Annotated in this window: 12 protein-coding genes; 8 read left to right on the plus strand and 4 right to left on the minus strand. The window is 48.2% G+C overall.

Annotated features, from left to right (window positions below; all coding sequences use genetic code 11):
• Positions 1 to 128: 128 nt before the first annotated feature.
• From ICL80_RS05910 to ICL80_RS05940, 7 genes are all read left to right on the plus strand, one after another.
• Positions 129 to 1,976 (plus strand): type I secretion system permease/ATPase, encoded by a 1,848-nt coding sequence (locus tag ICL80_RS05910; RefSeq protein ID WP_194215173.1) that lies wholly within the window; start codon positions 129 to 131, stop codon positions 1,974 to 1,976.
• The gene (locus ICL80_RS05915; protein ID WP_194215174.1) at positions 1,976 to 3,340 is read left to right on the plus strand and encodes an HlyD family type I secretion periplasmic adaptor subunit; all 1,365 of its coding nucleotides are present in this window, start codon (positions 1,976 to 1,978) and stop codon (positions 3,338 to 3,340) included. The genes ICL80_RS05910 and ICL80_RS05915 overlap by 1 nt, the downstream gene beginning before the upstream one ends.
• A 34-nt stretch (positions 3,341 to 3,374) precedes the next feature.
• Complete coding sequence (locus ICL80_RS05920) at positions 3,375 to 4,967, plus strand: DUF6212 domain-containing protein (RefSeq protein ID WP_194215175.1); 1,593 nt, start codon at positions 3,375 to 3,377, stop codon at positions 4,965 to 4,967.
• Complete coding sequence (locus ICL80_RS05925; RefSeq protein ID WP_194215176.1) at positions 4,951 to 6,927, plus strand: glycosyltransferase family A protein; 1,977 nt, start codon at positions 4,951 to 4,953, stop codon at positions 6,925 to 6,927. Before ICL80_RS05920 ends, ICL80_RS05925 begins: the two co-directional genes overlap by 17 nt.
• A 102-nt stretch (positions 6,928 to 7,029) precedes the next feature.
• On the plus strand, positions 7,030 to 8,142 hold the full coding sequence (locus ICL80_RS05930; protein ID WP_194215177.1) for a DegT/DnrJ/EryC1/StrS family aminotransferase: 1,113 nt from the start codon (positions 7,030 to 7,032) through the stop codon (positions 8,140 to 8,142).
• Positions 8,139 to 10,025, plus strand: coding sequence for a hypothetical protein (locus ICL80_RS05935; RefSeq protein WP_194215178.1), 1,887 nt, complete (start codon positions 8,139 to 8,141; stop codon positions 10,023 to 10,025). The genes ICL80_RS05930 and ICL80_RS05935 overlap by 4 nt, the downstream gene beginning before the upstream one ends.
• Positions 10,026 to 10,039: 14 nt before the next feature.
• Complete coding sequence (locus ICL80_RS05940) at positions 10,040 to 10,627, plus strand: acyltransferase (RefSeq protein ID WP_194215179.1); 588 nt, start codon at positions 10,040 to 10,042, stop codon at positions 10,625 to 10,627.
• A gap of 12 nt (positions 10,628 to 10,639) precedes the next feature.
• On the opposite strand, the gene ICL80_RS05945 is transcribed toward ICL80_RS05940, so the two are convergent.
• Positions 10,640 to 11,623: a hypothetical protein gene (locus ICL80_RS05945; protein WP_194215180.1), complete on the minus strand. Its 984-nt coding sequence runs from the start codon at positions 11,621 to 11,623 to the stop codon at positions 10,640 to 10,642.
• Positions 11,624 to 11,782: 159 nt separating this feature from the next.
• Here ICL80_RS05945 and ICL80_RS05950 point away from each other — a divergent pair, with 159 nt between their 5' ends.
• On the plus strand, positions 11,783 to 12,454 hold the full coding sequence (locus ICL80_RS05950; RefSeq protein ID WP_194215181.1) for a sulfotransferase: 672 nt from the start codon (positions 11,783 to 11,785) through the stop codon (positions 12,452 to 12,454).
• 6 nt (positions 12,455 to 12,460) lie between these two features.
• Here ICL80_RS05950 and ICL80_RS05955 read toward each other — a convergent pair whose 3' ends face one another.
• The 3 genes from ICL80_RS05955 to rfbA all read right to left on the minus strand — a co-directional run bounded on the left by ICL80_RS05955 (position 12,461) and on the right by rfbA (position 18,784).
• The gene (locus ICL80_RS05955) at positions 12,461 to 15,430 is read right to left on the minus strand and encodes a rhamnosyltransferase WsaF family glycosyltransferase (protein ID WP_194215182.1); all 2,970 of its coding nucleotides are present in this window, start codon (positions 15,428 to 15,430) and stop codon (positions 12,461 to 12,463) included.
• 76 nt (positions 15,431 to 15,506) lie between these two features.
• On the minus strand, positions 15,507 to 17,903 hold the full coding sequence (locus ICL80_RS05960) for a glycosyltransferase family 2 protein (RefSeq protein ID WP_194215183.1): 2,397 nt from the start codon (positions 17,901 to 17,903) through the stop codon (positions 15,507 to 15,509).
• Between the two features lie 2 nt (positions 17,904 to 17,905).
• Entirely contained in the window at positions 17,906 to 18,784 is an 879-nt protein-coding gene (gene rfbA / locus ICL80_RS05965) for a glucose-1-phosphate thymidylyltransferase RfbA (protein WP_194215184.1), read from the minus strand.
• Positions 18,785 to 18,819 lie beyond the last annotated feature (35 nt).

The raw sequence follows: 18,819 nt of genomic DNA on the forward strand, positions 1-18,819 counted from the left end.
GGTTGTGATAGCAGGGCATTCATGCTTATGTCGGGTCGACACCGTTTCTGACCTATGCTATTGAGGCAACCATATCAAGCTGGCGTACAGCGAGCGGTAGTATTTACAGCGTAATCGAGGGTATCTGTATGGCGCTTATTGAAGACTATAAACGTGAAGAGCATGCGTTTAGAAAGACCCTAAAGACAGCGGTTGGCTTTTCTCTGATCTCAAATGTTTGCATGTTGGCCATGCCTGTTTTTATGTTTCAGGTTTACGACCGGGTTTTGATGTCGCGTAATATGGAAACGCTTTTTGCGCTGGCGATTTTTGCCCTTGTTATTTTGATCGTTTATGGCTTTTTTGATTATGTGAAAAACGCACTCCTTATTAAAGCTGCTACCCGTATGGAGGCTAACCTTTCAGGCCTTATTCTTGCGGGGGAACTGGCGCGGTCAGTGGATTCTAACGCACAGAGTGTGCGTGACCTTGCCAGCCTGAAGCAGGTGGCAACATCGCCAGCTTTTTCATCGCTGTTTGACCTGCCTACATTCCCACTTTACCTGCTTTTGCTGTTCTTAATTCACCCGGTTCTGGGGGCCGCTGTTATTGTTGGTGGCGGAATTATTCTTTTTATTGGTGTGTGGGGTGCGCGTGTAACTTCCGTTCTTAATAAAGACCATCTGGAAGCTGCGACATCAGCTAGCCGCTCACTTGAAATGCATCTGTCTTCGCAAGAACTTATTAAAGCACAAGGTCTTTACAAAGAAGCGGTTTCAGAATGGGGCCACAAGTACGGTGAGCAGCTTGAACGGCAGGTTGAATCCTCTACTAAAATGGCAGCTTTTGCCGGCGCCAGTAAAGCAACGCGGCAGATCGTACAGGTTGCGCTTATTGCGACCGGTGCATTTTTGGTGCTTATTGATCATGCAACAGGTGGTGTTATTTTTGCGGCAGCCATGATTGGTGGCCGCGCACTTATGCCGGTTGAAGCTGTTGTTGGAAGCTGGCGCACCCTTGTGCAGGCTTACGACGTGCGGGCGCGTCTCATGACACGGCTTGAAGATATTAACTTGCCTGAAAACAGAACACAGTTGCCGTCGCCGTCTGGCGCGATTGGTATTGAGCGCGTGGTTTATGTGCCGCGCCCTGGTGCGCAGCCTATTATCAAGGGTATTTCTGGCAAGATTCGTTCGGGTGAAATTGTCGCGATCATCGGGCCATCTGGCGCTGGTAAATCGACCTTGGCAAAAATGCTGGTCGGCTATCTGCAACCCTCATCAGGCATGGTAACGCTTGACGGGCAGGATATTAATACGTGGGACCCAACGGCACGAGGCCAGCATATTGGCTATATGCCCCAGCAAATTAGCTTTTTTAATATGACTGTGCGTGAAAATATTGCGCGCATGCGGGTGGATGACCCACCAGAGCTGGCGATACATGCCGCAAAACTTGCGGGTGTCCACGAGCTTGTTATGTCGCTTCCTGACGGTTACGATACCGTTATTTCCCGTAGTGGCTTTCAGCCGTCCGGTGGTCAGTCACAGCTTATTGCTTTGGCGCGTGCATTTTATGGCATGCCAAAAGTACTGATTCTTGATGAACCAAATGCCGCATTGGACCAGCAAGGTGAAAACACCTTCCACAAAGCCTTGAGGCTTGCGAAGAAAAATAAAATTACCACTATTATTGTAACCCAGCGTCCTAGTGTGCTGCAGTTTGTAGACAAAGTCATGGTGATGCAGGCGGGTATTGTTAAAGAATACGGCGATAAAGACACGGTTTTGAAAAGCGGCGCTGTAAGCACAAAAAATCAGGCCGCAATCCAGAAGGCGGCGGCAAGCAACAAACCCGCACCCACGAATGGTGCGGCGGGTGCAAAAGCTGCAACACCTAAAGAAAAACCTCAAGCGTCGAAAGAAAGTTCTGCACCACAAAAACCGCAACAGCCAGATAGCGGCGTGCCTGCTACAGAAACAAAAGGGGAAGCATGATGTCTGATATTGTTCCAGTTTCTTCAAACCTTCCGGCTGTTAAATCTGATAAGTTCGAGCGAGCGTCGCTTCAGAAATGGGCGGAAAATATTGATGTTGATCGCAAGCCACTCCTGAGAAAAGCGCTTTATGTGTTTATTATTGTCTTTGTTTTTGGGGGCATTTGGTCTGTAACAGCTGAGCTTGGCGGTGCTGTTATTGCCAGCGGCAAGGTGGTTGCAGAAGGTAAAAACCGGCTTATTCAAAACCTTGAAGGCGGTATTCTGAAAGAGCTGAATGTAAAAGAGGGCGATAAGGTGAAAGAAGGCGATATTCTTGCACTTCTTGACCCCCTTCAACTTGCGGCTCAGCTTGAATCAAACCAATTGCAGCGTGCTATTGCCCGAATTCAGCTAGCCCGGCTGCGTGCGGAAGTACATAATCTTGCTGATATTCAGTTTCCAACGGATATTGACCCGGCCGTAGCAGACCACCCACGGGTGATCGAGGCCATTTCAAGCCAGACCGATGAATTTGTTGCAGGCCGTAACTTTCGTCGTGCCACTGATGAAATTCTTGACACCCGGATAAAGGGGCTTGAGGGTGATATAGAAGGCCAGAAGGAAGTGCTGGAAGCCTATAACCGCCAGCTTGAGCTTTTTGAGCTGGAATTGAAGGATTTTAAAGTTCTTTTGGAGCAGGGCCATATTGCCCGTACCCGTGTTTTTGCTACAGAGCGTAAGGTCGTGGAGCTTATAGCAACGGTCGCCAACGTGAAGCTTGATATGCAAAAAGCGCGCAACGAAATTTTAAATTACCAGACTGAAAAACGCCAGAACATGCTTGAGTTCAAAGAAAAAGCCAACAATCAGCTGATTGAAGCGCAAAAAACTTTAAGTTCAGCAGATTCCAGTGTTGCCCGCCTAACCGATATGCTGGATCGCTCCATTATACGGTCGCCTGTTGAGGGGACGGTTTTTCGGATGGGCAAACATACGCTCGGCGAAGTGGTGAAGCCGGGCGAAACAATGTTTGTGGTATTTCCGGACGACGATGCCCTGACGATCGAAGCTTATTTGCAGCCAACTGACCGTGAGCATATTCACACAGGTCAGGATGTTGAAGTGATATTCCCGTCTGACAAGCAAAGCAGAATGACACCTGTGCCAGGCAAGCTCATTTATGTATCAGCGGATACCATTACGAGCGAGCAGGACCCAACGGGCAAGTATCTGGTAAAGATTTTGGTTGATCCTGATCATATTCCAAAACAGCTTTTGCCGGGTAATATTGCGGAAGCCTATATTCAAACAGAGCCAACAACCTTTGCGGCAATTATGGCGAAACCCTTCACGAGATTTGCTTTCCGCGCCTTTAAAGGGTAGCTATAAGATATAGCATTAGGGGGAGACAGTGCGAGTGACAGAGATTGTCCTTACTCGTGAAGCCGCAAAAAAAATGTACTCTGCAGTGAATTCCATTGTGGTTGCGAAAGCGTGTTACCGGATAGTGAAGGATGCAATACACCCGGATATTGCTATCCTGCTATTATCGCCGGACGGGCGTATATCACTGCCTGCAAAAGCGGATCGTATAGCCCGTGAAACAACGCCGTTAAGGGGCGCACCCGCAGGGTTGCTGGCACTGGTGTACAGCGCGTCATATAATGGGCTGATTGAAACCCTGACGGCCACTTTTGAACAGCATGATATTTCTGAAAAGCCAGCAACGCTTTTGCTGAAACCCGCGCCTTTCTTCTGGAAACGCTATAAATGCAGGCAGTTTATTAATGATGTACTGCTGAAAAACCTGATTAAGATACGCAGCAATGTTGCGCTGTATCATCAGGCCATTACGGCACAAAGACGCAACCTTGAGATTCTGCAACAACAGCTTGATACCGCCCAGCGCATGATGACGGGCATTGGGTATGAGAAGCTTTTTGACGGTGTAAGCTTAAAACAAGGCACAGAAACTGTTGGGCCGGGCGGTGACATTGATACAGCAAGGTACGGGCAAACATTACCTCTTGCATGCCTTGGTTTGCGGGGCGTGTCGCTTTTTGTGAGACAGTTACCGCCTAAAACCGATACCGGTAGTTTGCAGCTTTTGATCAAGCGAGCGGCAGATGGTGCGCGTTTGATGGAAGAAACTGTTCCCGTTTCAAATCTGGTTGAAGGCTGGAACGGATTTCTTTTGCCGGGCTTGGGGCTGTTGTCCATTGGGGACGCATTGCTGGAGCTTGAGTGGCACAGTGCAGACGGCCTGTTACTTGCCATGGCAGATGCTGAAACATCGCGGTTTGGTGATCAGGATAACAGATCTCTGGCCCTTAGAATAAAACAGGGTCTTCTGCCGCCGGGTGCTTTAACCAGCCTTGACGGCCAAGTGCCTGTTCCTAAAACGGAGCAGCCACTTTTGCAGGTACAAGCGCTTAAACTGCCAGAACCGGGGGAAGCACTACAATATTACCGCGGCCATGTTGCTCATGAAAAGCTATCTGACCAGCATAAGTTTGCCCTTGTAACCATGAATGGTGCCAGCCGTGATTTGCAATTGCACCCCATGATGGAAGGGCTAACGGCTGTTATCTATAAAGATGCAATAGCTGCTGGCAGCGTTTGGGCTGCTTGTGATGTGGCGACTGCGCACCCTGCGGCACCTGCTTTTACCTATATTTTAGCCGCAATCCCAAGCAGTATGGATGCTGATAAGCCGCGCCTTATAGATGATATTGCAGCACAGGTTAAAAAGGGTGTGATGGCTGGTTCGAGCGGAAAAACAGGGGCTGTTTGGCAGTCTGTAACACTGAGCGCCCAAAAACGCCGGTTATTAGAACTTGAGATACCGGCTGATAAAAATAGTTCGATGGATGCGGTGTTTGCTGTACTGCCGGCTGAAGGCAGTATCAGTTGTGGCTGGTGTCGTTGGTATGGTTTTTACGTGACAAGCAAACTGAATACGCCGTTTGTAACCGGAAGGCTGGATACAAGCATTGAATCAAGTTCATAAAAAAGCACTGGGTGTTGTTATTCCAGCTTATGGCCACCCAGGTTTTTTGGCCGAGGCAATCATGGGCGCTTGCGAACAGGTATGTGATCAGCCTGTTTTGGTGGTGGTGGTTGATGATGGTTGCCGGTTTCCTGAAACAGGCCGGGTTGTGCATGACCTTCAGCTTCTTTATCCAGAGCGGCTTTTTTATATAAGACAGGAAAACACCCGGCTGCCGGGCGCCCGCAATACAGGGATCAGGTTTTTATTTGATATAGCGCCAGATTTGGACGCGATCTATTTTCTGGATGCTGATAACAGAATAGAACCCTATTCACTGCAACAGTTTCGCACGTCTTTAGGGGATGACCCGGCTGTTGGCTGGGCTTATCCGGATATTAGTTTTTTTGGTCTTTCGTGGGGTGAAAATGGTTTTGAAACCCGTGAAACAGCGCCTGTTTACAGCAAACTAAAGCATCTGCGCGGTAATATTTCTGAGGCTGGATCCCTTGTTCGGGGGGATGTTTTCCGGCAGGGCATATTTTTTGATGACAGTATGCGGTCTGGCCTTGAAGACTGGGACTTTTGGCTATCTGCAATGGAGGCTGGTTATATAGGGGTGCGTACACAGCACTCTGGGTTTATATATCGGCGAAGGCCCGAAAGTATGCTGGCCGCATCGCAGCGCGAGCATGACGGCCTTTTAAACCGGTTATATAAAAAGCACGCCGCCCTTTATGCACCGCGTAATATTTTGTCGCTAGAGCAGCAGGAAGCACCGGTATTTGCAATATATATAGCGGGCGATACGGCCATACGGCTTACTAGTGACCCCGTTTTGCCGGGAACCAGTATATCACTAGGTGAATTTAAGCAGTTGTTTGAAGCAAGCCTTCATGAAGAACATGCGCATTTTTTCCCTGAGTTTTTGTTACTTTTAACACCAAATGAAGCGCAGCGTCTGGAAAGCCTTAGTGTCTTTTTACGTACATGCTTTTGGGGATTAAAGGCGCAAACCGCTGATGTTTGCCGCGTGCAGATTCAAAATGGCCCAAACGATATAGAAGCGGTTAAAGACGCCTCTATGCTGCAGGCGCTTTTGGTTAGGCAGCGCGCCTTAAAGAGTTATGTTGGCGGCCATAAGACAGATAGAGCCAAGGCCTTTAATAAGCTACACACCCTGTATGTTCCCTTACCGGCTTTGCTGTGGGGCGGTGTTCCTGTGCAGGCTAACCAACAGACTGAAGATAAGGCCTCGGTCGACCTGAAGGCCGCGCTTGTCGAGTTTGCGGATGGCCTGTGCGGTCAAAAGCCATGGGTGAAGCATCATAACCGGCAATATTCCGGCCCTGATGTTAGAGCGCTTCGCAAGCTGCTCGTTGATGAAACCTGTGCCGCGGAAGGATTGAAAGCCTACCCGGTAGGGCATACGCAGGGGCGTGATGTTTTTGCTTTCAGCCTAGATAAGCTTGACCAGATGAGTATAGGTTATCTTACAGCAACAATGCAGGCGAGCCATGATGCAGGGCGAGAAATAGCGTGTTTTATTGAGTATCAGCAGCCTGATGCTAAAGGAAAACTGCCCTTACCTGCTGCATGGCAAGAGATAATCACGGATATTATTACTTTTCCGGTTAGCCCAACGGTAGGTGATAATTATACATATCTGGGTGCAACCATTGAACGGAAGTTACTACTGGTAGACCAGATTAAGGCTGTTTCTGTTTTACTGCGTTCAACGGATACACTGTATATTGTGGGGGATGCAGCGTGCCTTGAAGTTGCCGGCGAGCTTAGGCAGTATGGCACTAAAATAATTGTGGTTTGTCCAAAAACAGAGAGTTCAACATCGCGTTACCTAGCTTATGAGCATGCCATTGGCCAATTGATCACGCTGGGCTCAGAACTGTATATAGATCTGGTGGCGGCAGGTTTTCCTGCGGGTAAAATTATATCAGAGTGCCCTGATGATATATATTGATAAAGAGGCCTTTAAATCACTGGTTGTAATCGGCTAATTGCATCAGTAGAGATAAAGCCCTATAGCTTTTATGGATAAATTTTTGCCTGAAATGAGTGTATTTTGACACCTGATTATAAAATATTCTGCCTTGTCCCTGATTTGCCGGATAGCACTGAATTAGAGCCATTTGTTGCGGAAATGCAGGCGAACAGATGGTACACAAATTTTGGGCCGTTAACGCGGCGCTTTGAACGCGAAATGGCAGACTTTTTGTTGCCAAATAACGCGGCGGATATTGCTGTGGGTACATTCTCTTCCGCAACCACGGCGCTTGAGCTTGTTTTAAAGGTAATGAATTTACCACAAAATGCGCGGGTGCTTTTGCCAGCACTCACTTTTCCGGCAACGGCTCTTTCCGTGCTTAATGCTGGGTATACACCTGTGCTATCTGATGTAGATGCCGCTAGCTGGCTGTTATCGCCTGAAATCGCAAAGGCAGCATTACAGGATACCTCTTTTGATGTCGTGGTACCCGTTGCCACCTTTGGCAGGCCTATTGACCCAAAAGCATGGCTGTCTTTCCAGAAAGAAACCGGCATTCCTGTTGTGCTGGATGCGGCAGCAGCCCTTGGTGTGCAAGATGTTGAGCCAGAGCTTATTACCGTTTTTAGCCTGCATGCAACCAAGCCGTTTGGTGTTGGCGAGGGCGGGCTGGTTGTAACGGCAGATGCCGACCTGGTGAAAAGGGCGCAGTCGCTTTCGAACTTTGGCTTTTTAGGTACAGCAGGGGTGGTCCAGCAAATTGGAACTAATGCAAAGTTTGGTGAATATTACGCAGCTGTTGGCTTGGCGCAGTTGCGCCGCTGGCAAGCTGTTACTGAAAAGCGCCGGCAGGTTGCCGCGTGGTACAGCGATATGCTGCCTGATGGGATTCAGCGCCAGCAAGGCCATGATGCTTTTATCCCTGCGGTATTATGTGTTTTCTGCGATGGTAAGGCGCGGCACTTAACCGAGAAGCTGGCGAGCCATGCGATCCAGACACGCCACTGGTATCTGCCCCTGTTACACCAGCACCCGGCGCTGCAGTGTGTTGATATAGTGGGCGGTCATGCCGAAAATCTTGGTGTGGCGAACCATTTGCAGCACGGTCTTTTTGGGTTGCCGTTCCATGGATTTTTAACAAAAGATGATGTGGCGCAGATTTGTGCCATATTAAGAGATGGTATAGTATGAGCGCGGATAAAAAAAAGCAGCCCCTATCAGAACTGATTGATCAGTTTGATCAAAGTGTTTTGGCGAAAAATTATACTCTTGCGCATGATCTTTTCTCAAAGTTACTTCTGCGTATTGAGGGTGGTAAAGATGCTTTTGGCGATACGCTGCGGGGGCTTACACCTCAGTCAGAAACGGAAGCCACAATTCTCGCGTCAGCCATTACCAACTGGTTATGTGATAAAGAATACCGTGTCACCCGGCAGAGCTATTTTTTGTTTACGCGCTATAAACGGGCTATTTCTCAAGTGTTTGAAGTTAGCGGTTTTCGCGGTACTGCGCATTTTATAAAGCGCATGGGCACCAGTAACCCGGATGGCACTGTAACGCTGCAGGCTCATGCCATCCCAAAACTATTTTGCGGCCTTTCTGTTAATGCGGTTACAGACCAACTGATGGACCTGCTTTTCAGGCAAAGCCCGGAAATGTCGTGGCCGGTTGCGGCGGCTTTTTTATCTGAGCAGGTCGTGTGGCACCCGCAGGCCGAAAAGGCCCGAAGCCGTATTTTTGATAATGCGGCCCTTTGGAATGATATACCGGTCAGTGATAATATTATCCAGAATTTGGGCCCCACCTATATGGGGTGCAGCTATGCGGAAGCGCAAAACAAGCACGATATAAAGAAGCCAATGAACGCAATGGTCAGGCGCTGGCTTAAAGCGCATGATATTACAGATGTTGATTTCAGTGACACTGAGCGAAGGGCCGTGAAACGAAAGCCGACACTGGTTATTATGGCTGAACTTTACGACAGTGTGCACGCCATGCACCGCTGTTACGGCCCTGCCATTCGGGCCTTGAAAGACAGGTTTAAGCTGGTTTACATGTCGCTTGGGGGCACATGTGACCCGGCTATCGAATATATGTTTGATAAGATTGACAGTACGCCCTTTGTAACGGCGAACCCAAAACCATATTTTGACAAAGTAAAATCATACCGGCCTGATGTGATTTACTATCCGAGTGTTGGTATGCGCGGTATGTCTATTTTGGGCTCTAACCTGCGGTTGGCACCCATTCAGGTTATGACATACGGCCATCCTGCAACCACCCATTCTGATAAAATTGATTACTCGATGATTGTTGAAGGGTTGATCGGCAGCGAAAATACGATTGCAGATACAATTCTGCACTGGTACGCGGCACAGCGCTATGAACTGAGGCCAGACACCAAGTTTCCACCTGTTCAAATACGGCCAAAGCCTGCTGTTGTGCGCATTGCAGTGCCAGCATGGTCACGCAAGATCACACCGCGCTTTTTAGCGGTATGTCAGGCTATTCAGGAAAAATCGAAAAGGCCGGTAGAGTTTATTTTCTTCCCTAATGGTATAGGGCCTTTGTTCCAGTCGTTTAAGCGCCGCGTTGAAAGCATGCTTAATGCCAAGGTGCTGCCCCGCACAAATTATAACGACTATCTGAAATCGTTGAGCGCGTGTGATATTTTCCTGAGCTCTTTTCCCTTTGGGGCAACAAACGGCATTCTGGATGCAGGCCCCCTTGGGTTGCCTATTGTCAATTTGGTGGGTGATGAAATGCACGCCATGAACGATTCTGAAATGGTGTCACACCTTAAACAGCCAGAGTGGCTGTCAGCGCGGTCTGTGAAAGCTTATGTACAGGCGGTGCTGAAACTGATCGAGGATGATGCCACACGTGTTGCGATCAGTAAGGCAAATGCTGCTTTTGATTATGACAAGGGCATGATGATAGAACCCGGTGGAACCTGCGAAAGCTTTGGGCTCGCCGTAGAGGCAGCCTATCGGCATCACGAAAAAATACAAGCGGCTGGCACCAAATCATGGTCCTGTGCTACGCTTCGTGAAATGATGGAAGCCGGTACATAAAGAAATGGTGCTAGATGCAAAATCCGTTTGATCCGGGCTATTATGATAGCAGTGCGTTAAGCCAGATGGGCTTTAAGGCCGTTGGCAAAAACGTGATGGTTGCCAAAAACTGCACGTTGATCAATTTGCATAATATCTCCCTTGGGTCGCATGTCAGAATAGATGGCGGCACCACTATTGTCGCGGGGGATGCGGGCGTTACAATCGGGCATTATATCCATATTGGCGGGGGTAGTTTTCTGCTTGGCAAGCACGGTATTACACTTGGTAACTTTGCCAATATTTCGCAGGCAGTGCGGCTTTATACCACCAATGATGATTATGTTGGCGGGGCTTTTACAAACCCTATGGTACCCGAACGCTATACAAATGTAGCAACCGGCCCGGTAACTGTTGGCAAGCATACAATTATTGGCAGCGGATCGGTGGTGTTGCCGGGTGTGCAGTTGGCAACTGGCAGCAGTGTTGGTGCGCTGTCACTTATTAAAAATACGACAGCAGAATGGACTGTTTATGCAGGTAACCCTGCACGCGCTATTAAAGCCAGAAAAGTGGTAGATAGCGACGGCACGGTTGAAGCGCGGCTACTGTCAGATATTTAGCCATTGTTGTTTTTATGATGCCGTGATGGGCTGCAAAATTTCAGCAATGTCTGGCGGTAAAACTATAATGCCCAAGCTGTTCCTGACATCCAGCCGTTCCTTGTAGGAATCGTCTATAAAGACAACATCGGGGCCTTTGTTGATGTGGTTACTTTTAGGGCTACCATCCGTGATCCACAAGATTTCATGAAACAAGCTGGTTGCTATGCCGTACTGTGCCAAGGTGATTTCCGGCTGCTGAAAGTGCCGGGTGATCAGGCTTATCGGGCATATCCTTTGGCATGCCGCAATAAGGCGGGTGACGTGGGGGTTAAGCCTGCCGTGAACATAAAGTGTATCATCCATATCCAGATACAGGTGCGATACCGGGGCTTGAAACTGCGGTGCGGTATCGTTGCTGGTTAGGGTACCTGCAATATTTTGCTGGATAACAGAAACCGGATGGCCCGCTTTTTCAAAGAGAGCGAGTGCCCACACATTCACACCGAACTGGCGTAGCAAGGTTGCGGCACTCGGGGATATGCCGGTTACAGCTCTGTCTGCATACACCCAGCCGCCAATGGGGTGATAACGCTGGTTCGCACGTATAGCTTGCCTGTAGGCAGCTGATGTTTGGCTTATTATGAAGGGGCCATTTCCTGCGGCCCACGGTGTGTCTGCGGCAAAGGTTAGGTGCCCATCTTGTTGCGTATAGGCAACGGTGTGGCTATGTGGTGCTTTGGTTTTTGCACTTAGACCGTGGGCAGTAATCAGGCGTGCTGGTGAAATGCGAGCGCTCAATAGTATTTGGGCCATTTCTATAGTGGCAGGCAAAAGGTAATCTGCCATATCACTTGAAAGCATTTCTTTGGCAGCGACCATGCTATTAGTAGCTTCTGTACCGCCTGAGGGCAGGTCAATCAGCTGTACAGATTTTTCATGTGTGAGTGCTGCATACGCGGCGTCAGAGGCCGCGGGGCAAGCGGGGTCTGATATAATACACACTCTATGCGGCACGGAAAATCCCCACGTTTGACTATGTCTATATCCTACCTGAGAAATTCTGTTTATCAATTGCCTTAAAAAGGTTGCCTCACATTCTTAAAATCATCATGGACAGACTAAAGCCATAGGCGATATGGTGCGAGCTAATTACAGGAAAGAAAGTTTCGGTTTATGCAGCATCCATCAGGTGGGTATGTTTTTGTTGTGACCTACGGCAGGTCTGGTTCTACTGTTTTGCAAACAGTGCTTCAGTCAATTGATGGTTATCATATTAGGGGTGAAAATAACCAGCTTTTGCAGCCGATTTTTGAGGCATATAAGCTTGCTTTTGTAGCGCGACACGAGCACGGCAAAACTAATCCAACACCAGAAAAGCCGTGGTACGGCGCTAATATGATTGACCCTGTACGCTATGCAGAGCGCCTGTGTGCCCTGTTTGTAGAAGAGATTTTGCAACCAACCGAGAATGCCCGTGTTGTTGGCTTTAAGGAAATTCGTTTTCATCAGGTTGGTGACGGTGAGTTTGAAAACTTCCTGAATTTCATGAACCATTTTTTCCCGGGTACAAAGTTTATTTTTAATACCCGCAACTGGCAGGACGTGGCCCGGTCAAGCTGGTGGAGAACCATGAGCCCAGAAAAGGTGCGCAGCATGGTCGAATCCTGCGATAGCCTGTATGCGGCTTATGCAGCAAAATATCCTGAGCGGTCATACCTGATGAAATACGAGCATTTTAAAGGTAACGCGGGCGCGTTTGCGGGCCTTTTTGACTTTCTAGGGGAAAGTTTTGATGAAGATTGCATACGAAAAGTGATCAATAAAGAATTGAATCACTGTAAATAACCTGACTTAGAACATACTATCCGTATCAGTATGATAGCCATCAAAGCTACCTTTAAGGCGGCTGGCATTTAAAGATTTCCGGATGGTAATATCAGCTTGGCTAACCTTGTTTTCTTTACCCCAGTTTTCATCGTGCTGGTTACTGCTTTCAATGGTTTTTTGCAGTTGCTCTTCATTTTTAATGAGCGTGTACCCAAAGAAGTGGCTGAAAAAAGCAGCTTCTATTTTGCTGCGTTCATAGGTCTCATTCTCGTCATAGTCATGGCTGTGGTAAACAACAGCCTGAATGGCATATACTTTACCGTAGCCGGCTTTTATGATGTCATCTGCCCATACCTGATCTTCGCCAAACTTGATAGCGCGGTAAGGAATCTCTTTCCACACACTACGGCGCATACAACTGTTGTTATCGCTGTAAAAATGCAAGCGCTGTAACCACACTGGATCGGCATTTTCATACCGCAGTTTGTCGCTGTTGCGGTCCAGGTATAGTGGTGCTTTTGCCATGTTGTCGAAATGGGCGTTTAAGTCACGTTTGGTAAAGGGTGATGCTTCAGGCCATGCCAGATGTTTGCCAAACGCGCCTGCCGCATTTGGAAACCGTTCAATAGCGGTGACTAAATTATGGAGCCAGCGGTTATTGGCGGGCAGGGCATCGTGGGTTAGAAAAGCTATAAAGTCACCGGTTGTAAGCTCTACCCCCAAATTGCGTGTTCCGCCGTGGTTGAAATCCTCTTTAGCGATTTGGTGCAGCTTCACAGCTGGGTATTTTGCAACTATTTCAAGCGTGCTATCCGTCGAGCCGCTATCTATAACCAAAACCTCAAAGGGCCAGTCTGTTTGCTGGTCCATAACGGCTTCAAGCACTTTTTCAAACACGGTACCAGCGTTCAGTGTAGGTATAACCACAGAAGCTTTTATGCCAGTGCTAGAAAGTATTGCTGGTTTTTTAAGGGTTCTTTTTTTGTTTTCAAACAAGCTTTCTAGCCGTTGCTGAAAGGCAGTTTCAATAAGTTTGGCAGATTGATCCCAGCTAAAGCTGCGTACCCATTCAAGCGCTGCTTTAGACTGTTTTCGGCGTTTGCTATCATTTTGCAATAGCGACAGGATTGCTTCCGCGATCGCTTTTGGGTGTGGTGCCGCAAAGGTTACGACGGTATCTGGGAAAATGGCTCGTGTGCTTTCACCGTCAAGCTCGACAATAGGCAAGCCACAAGCCATCATTTCCTGTGGTACCAGTGAATAATTGGTAGCTGAAAAAACAACACCAATATCGGCTTTTTGGAAAATGGTTGCGAGTTTTTCGGGCGCTGCCACACCGTGATCTACAAAAGGGAAAGAAGCTGTGGTGAAATTCAGCGGTGCCCCAAAAAAATGTACTTCAAAATCAGCACCGGTTTTTGCAAGTTCTTCAAGGGCAAGCATGCCAAGCTCAACTGCCCGCCGGGCTGTAAAATAGCGGGCATAAAAAGCAATACGGGGACGTTTGTTTTCTTTTTTCTTTGGTACAGGGAAGTATAGTTTGGTATCCGCCGCCAGCCAAAAGGCTTTTGCCCAGCGCCCATATTTTTCTGTCATGATCTTTTGCAGCCACGGGCTTGCGCAAATACAGTCCAGATCTTCTCTATAGGTTTGTTCAGCCGTAAGAAAAGCAGACCCCATAGGGTGGAATGCGGGCTCATAGTCTTGAACAAAATAAAACCTGCGTTTAAAATTGGATGCAGATAAAACCGGCCACACAGTCCAGCAGTCAGTAGCGATTATGATATCACCCTTCGCTTTTTCAAAGCGCTTGTCGAGAAATTTAACCCTACCGTTGAAATTTTGAAAATGCTTGAGAATATCATCGTGCGCGTCTGTTTCGCTTGTGTGCATGGTGGGGTTGTACAGCCAAATTGTTTGCCTGTGCCCCATGCGCTCTAGGTATTCTGTCATACGGAAAATGGTCATGTGGCCGCCGCCACCTGCTGCAAAATCAGGGATAACCCAGTGAATTTTCAGGGAAGTGCTGTCAAATGTCAGTTTCTGGGGGGCCAGTTCGCTTTTTGTATAGTCAATCAAGCCTCTTAGACCCGGATCAATGGGTAGCTTTGCCGAACCATTGGTTCTGGTTTTTTTGACAACAGGCTTGGGCATGGGTTCACCAATCCCAAAACCATTTTGAATATAGTGCTTCAGTGCGCTTGTTTCGCCCGGTGACAGGTTTTTGTGCCGCTTGAAATAGGCGCGTGGGCAAAAGGTTGGCGCAGGCATGAAGCCTTGCTGTTCGCCGCTTTTCAGATAGTGGACAAACGGATTTTCTTTGCCAACCTGCTTTGCGTAGGTTTGCCTGTACCATGCTGTTTCAAATACAGGGTTTGGTTTTCTGTTCTGGGCGTGGCCCCTTGTTACAAAATGGTAGAGTGGGTTTATATAATTTTCCCTGTCCCAGAAGTCGGCATAGTATTTTTTATACCATTCTGGGTTAAACAGATCACTTTCTGCAATGAGACGCATGTCTTTTAATAGTTTTGCCCCATCACTGCTTTTTTGAAGCTGGCGCGGAAAAGCAACTTTTCCGGTATAGACACCTTCCTGAAGATAGTGCTGCAGGGGGCATATATCCGCTTTCAAAACTTCGGGGTATTCTTGCAAATATAAGGTGGTAGAAAAAACACTGGAGGGGTCTTTGCCATTTTTCCAGCCTATCAAGGCATAATGGAGTAAGGCCGGACCTTTATATTTTTTGGTGCCTTTTGCATGACCCCTATACCACACTGGGTCAAAATAAGGGCTGGGGTGATAGCCTGCTTTTTCGCCGATCGTTAAATAATGCTCAAGCGGTGAGTTACCGGCTTTGGCCGCTTCCGGGTAGCGGGTCGCATACCATTCGAATTGAAAAAGCCCTGATGTTAGTAGATATTCTCTAACAACTCTTGGGGAGAGGTGATCTTTTTTATGAAAAAGACGTAAAGCAGCTGATAAAATTTTTTTCATAAACAGATGCACCAACGTTAATTATAGTTTTACACCCACAGATAAAACTATAATGACCTTTAAATCCGCCCCCGTGCTAACCAGCGGTTATACAGTCTTTATTCGGCACTGCAAGAAACATATGTGTTGGTTCTTGAGCAAGAAAGGCCGGAGAGTAGCAATCATCCATTACTAAAATATGACTCCATTTTTCTTGCATTACTTTTCTCTCAATATCAACACGTTTGGTTTTTTCTGTGCTTTGTGCATCATAGCCACGGCTTTTAGATTCGTGATGTTGAAATGTGATGTGCGGGCAGTAAAGGTTTACAAAGCCCTTATGTTTAACGGCCAGGCTAAAATCCACATCATTAAAGGCAACAGCAAGGCCTGCTGCATCAAAGCCGCCAGCATCATTATAAACACTTCGGCGACAGCCCATAAAAGCCCCGATAATAGCGGAAGTGTTATGGCAAAGTTTGCTTCTGTTGCCGTAACCACCTGCACCGGGTGGCTGGTTATAAGCTTCTTTTAGAACAATAGCCGTGGGATGCAGCACATAGCCTGCATATTGCAAGGTGCCATCTTCAAATAACAGGCGCGCACCAACAAGGCCAATTTCAGGCCGGTTTAGCTGTGCGCGCAAGGTATGATCCCAGCCTTTGTCCATCGCGACTGTGTCGTTATTTAGAAACAGGAGATAGTCTGCATCTGTTTCAGTAACGGCACGGTTATTGATTTCGGCCCAATTAAACGGTGCATCGTGCACCAGAACCCGAATGCCATCCATATTATCGGCTTCCCGCAGCCACTGTTTGGTTTCGGCCTCTTGGCTACCATTATCCATGATAATAATTTCTGTCTGGTATGGGTATTCTAGGGTGCGGCGAATACTGTCAATACAGGTGCGTAGCAGCGGCAAGGCATCTTTGGTTGGGATAATAATGGCGAGCTTTGGCATCGTATCGTCAAGCGGCCAGTTTACTGTATAAGTGTCGGCGAGGTTGCCGCCGTAATAGTCGCTATGGGGCACTGCTATGGCCTTTGGGGCTTTCAGCTTCAGAAAGGCATTGAGTGCGGCCTCTGCGCTACCGGCCGATACGGAGGGGCGTTCCTTGTAATGCCACAAAACATGCGGGATATGATGGAAAGCGTTTTTGCCTTTTGCTGCATAGAGCCTGAGCCACAGGTCATACCATATGGCGGTTTTCATATTTTGTACCAGTCCGCCCAGCTCTGTCAGGGCGGTGCGGCGCACTGCAAAAGCGCAGGCATAACCTGGTCGCTGCAAGAGCATGTCGATATCAAAGGCGCTTTTGAAAACAGGGCTATGGTGGGTGTCGCACGGTTTTATGCTGTCATGGTCTGCAAAAAACAGTGCGGCTTCCGGGTTTGCAAGTGCCGCAGCTTGAATCCATGCAGCTATATCATCATGCAGCTCGGTTTTGCTATCATAGATGATGATCAGGTCTTCTGTTGCGGTTACGGCAGCGGTTGGGCTGTTGACCGATACAATAGTAGGTGCTTTTTTAGGTAAACTGGGCGCACGTGCTGTTTTGTACAGCGCTTTAAAGCCTGCATATTCGGTTACCGGAAAAGCGGCATATTGCTGAAGGTTTGGTAGTGCCCCTTCAATTTTTGTCAACGTTTCAAAGAGTGCATCTGCCGCCGGAGCCGCCGTGATTTCAAGCTGTTTGCGTGTTTCAGCAAGCTCAAGCACAAGTGACTGCACATAGTGTGCATTTTTTGCGCTGACGGGCGCATATTCACGCGGCCTGCAAATGGGGTTGCCGCTTTCATGGTCGTATATGGTAATGACAAGGCTATCCATTTCCTGCTGGTGTTGGGGCAGGTGCAGGTCATGGGTAAAGCCATAACGGCCTTGGCCGCCGTATATTTCCTGAACATCACGGCGAAGCGAGCCTGTTTGGCTGCTGCCTGCGTAGGTGTCATTTACAAATATATCCAGCATAATGGGCCGGTCAGGCATTTCTGTATCAACGGCGTAACCTGACAGGTGTGTCCCTTCAAGCTGTTCTAGTCGGCCTGTTAAAGTATGGTTGGAGCTTTGGATGCATTCTTGTAGCCGTGCTTTTAGCCATGCCGTTTCAAGGTGGGGTAAGGCCGCATCCAGAACCCTTAAAAACCGGGGGGCCTGCATGGCACAAACCAGTGCCGAAAAATGGTTTTGTAGCAGTGGGCCACTAGTAACAGTGTGGCTGAAGTGTTGTTGTAAACCACCCTGAATTAGGCTTTGCTGGTACGTGCTATAGCTCTGCTGTAATGGCTTGCGCCCAAGGCTAAGCGGCATCAGAATATCGCGGTAAAAAGCCCGCGATGCGATGAGCGACTTGGCAGCGCCAAATATACTAAGGTCAAGGCGCTTGGTAATTTCTGTGGTGTCTTCCGGTTCGTGCCCCAAGCACAGCAAAAACAGAAACCGAATGTCTGCTTCTGTAATGCGTTTAGGCTGTTTTTTGAACCATGCCCACATAGTTAATAACCGGAAGGGCCATATTTAAGGATATGCTTAAGGTATGTGCCGTAGCTGTTTTTATATTCGCCCGCCATTTCTGCGAGCTTGGCATCGTCTATAAAACCACCACGCCATGCCACTTCCTCGGGGCAGGCGATTTTCAGGCTTTGGCGCGCTTCAATTGTTTGCACAAAGTGGCTTGCCTGCAAGAGACTGTCAACAGTGCCTGTGTCAAGCCATGCTGTACCGCGTAGCAGTTTGATGACGTTCAGGTCGCCCCGGTTCATATAAACTTCATTGACCGTGGTTATTTCCAGCTCACCGCGCGCGGATGGCTTAATCGATTTAGCAATATCAACCACGTCTTTATCGTAAAAATATAGGCCGGTTACAGCAAGGTTGCTTTTTGGGGCTTTGGGCTTTTCCTCAATCGAAAGCGCGCGACCATCAGGCCCCATTTCAACCACACCAAAATCTTCGGGGTTGCCAACAGGGTAGGCAAAGACATAAGCGCCCTTTTCCACACTACCAGCTTTTTTCAGATACTGCGTGAAGCCTGCTGCATAAAAAATATTATCACCGAGCGCGAGTGCAGAGGGTTGGCCATTTACAAATTTTTCGCCGATCAGAAACGCCTGCGCTAGTCCTTCAGGGTTTGGCTGCTCGGCATATTGTATCTCAATGCCCCACTGGCTGCCATCACCCAGCAAATCACGGTATAGGGGCAGGTGGTGCGGTGTGCTGATAATCAGCACTTCCCGAATGCCCGCAAGCATAAGGGTGGTCAGCGGGTAATAAATCATCGGCTTGTCATAAACAGGCAATAACTGTTTGCTGATTGATTTGGTGATCGGGTGCAGTCGTGTCCCTAAACCGCCAGCCAGAATAATACCTTTCATGAAATCCCCCTTGGATCACAGGCTATAAAGCCTGT

Source organism: Kordiimonas pumila, from assembly GCF_015240255.1.
GTDB lineage: Bacteria > Pseudomonadota > Alphaproteobacteria > Sphingomonadales > Kordiimonadaceae > Kordiimonas > Kordiimonas pumila.

Coding starts and splice junctions, on each gene's coding strand:
- ICL80_RS05940 (WP_194215179.1), top strand. CDS start 10,040: ATGCAAAATCCGTTTGATCCGGGCTATTATGATAGCAGTGCGTTAAGC.
- ICL80_RS05955 (WP_194215182.1), bottom strand. CDS start 15,430: ATGAAAAAAATTTTATCAGCTGCTTTACGTCTTTTTCATAAAAAAGAT.
- ICL80_RS05915 (WP_194215174.1), top strand. CDS start 1,976: ATGTCTGATATTGTTCCAGTTTCTTCAAACCTTCCGGCTGTTAAATCT.
- ICL80_RS05960 (WP_194215183.1), bottom strand. CDS start 17,903: ATGTGGGCATGGTTCAAAAAACAGCCTAAACGCATTACAGAAGCAGAC.
- ICL80_RS05910 (WP_194215173.1), top strand. CDS start 129: ATGGCGCTTATTGAAGACTATAAACGTGAAGAGCATGCGTTTAGAAAG.
- rfbA (WP_194215184.1), bottom strand. CDS start 18,784: ATGAAAGGTATTATTCTGGCTGGCGGTTTAGGGACACGACTGCACCCG.
- ICL80_RS05950 (WP_194215181.1), top strand. CDS start 11,783: ATGCAGCATCCATCAGGTGGGTATGTTTTTGTTGTGACCTACGGCAGG.
- ICL80_RS05935 (WP_194215178.1), top strand. CDS start 8,139: ATGAGCGCGGATAAAAAAAAGCAGCCCCTATCAGAACTGATTGATCAG.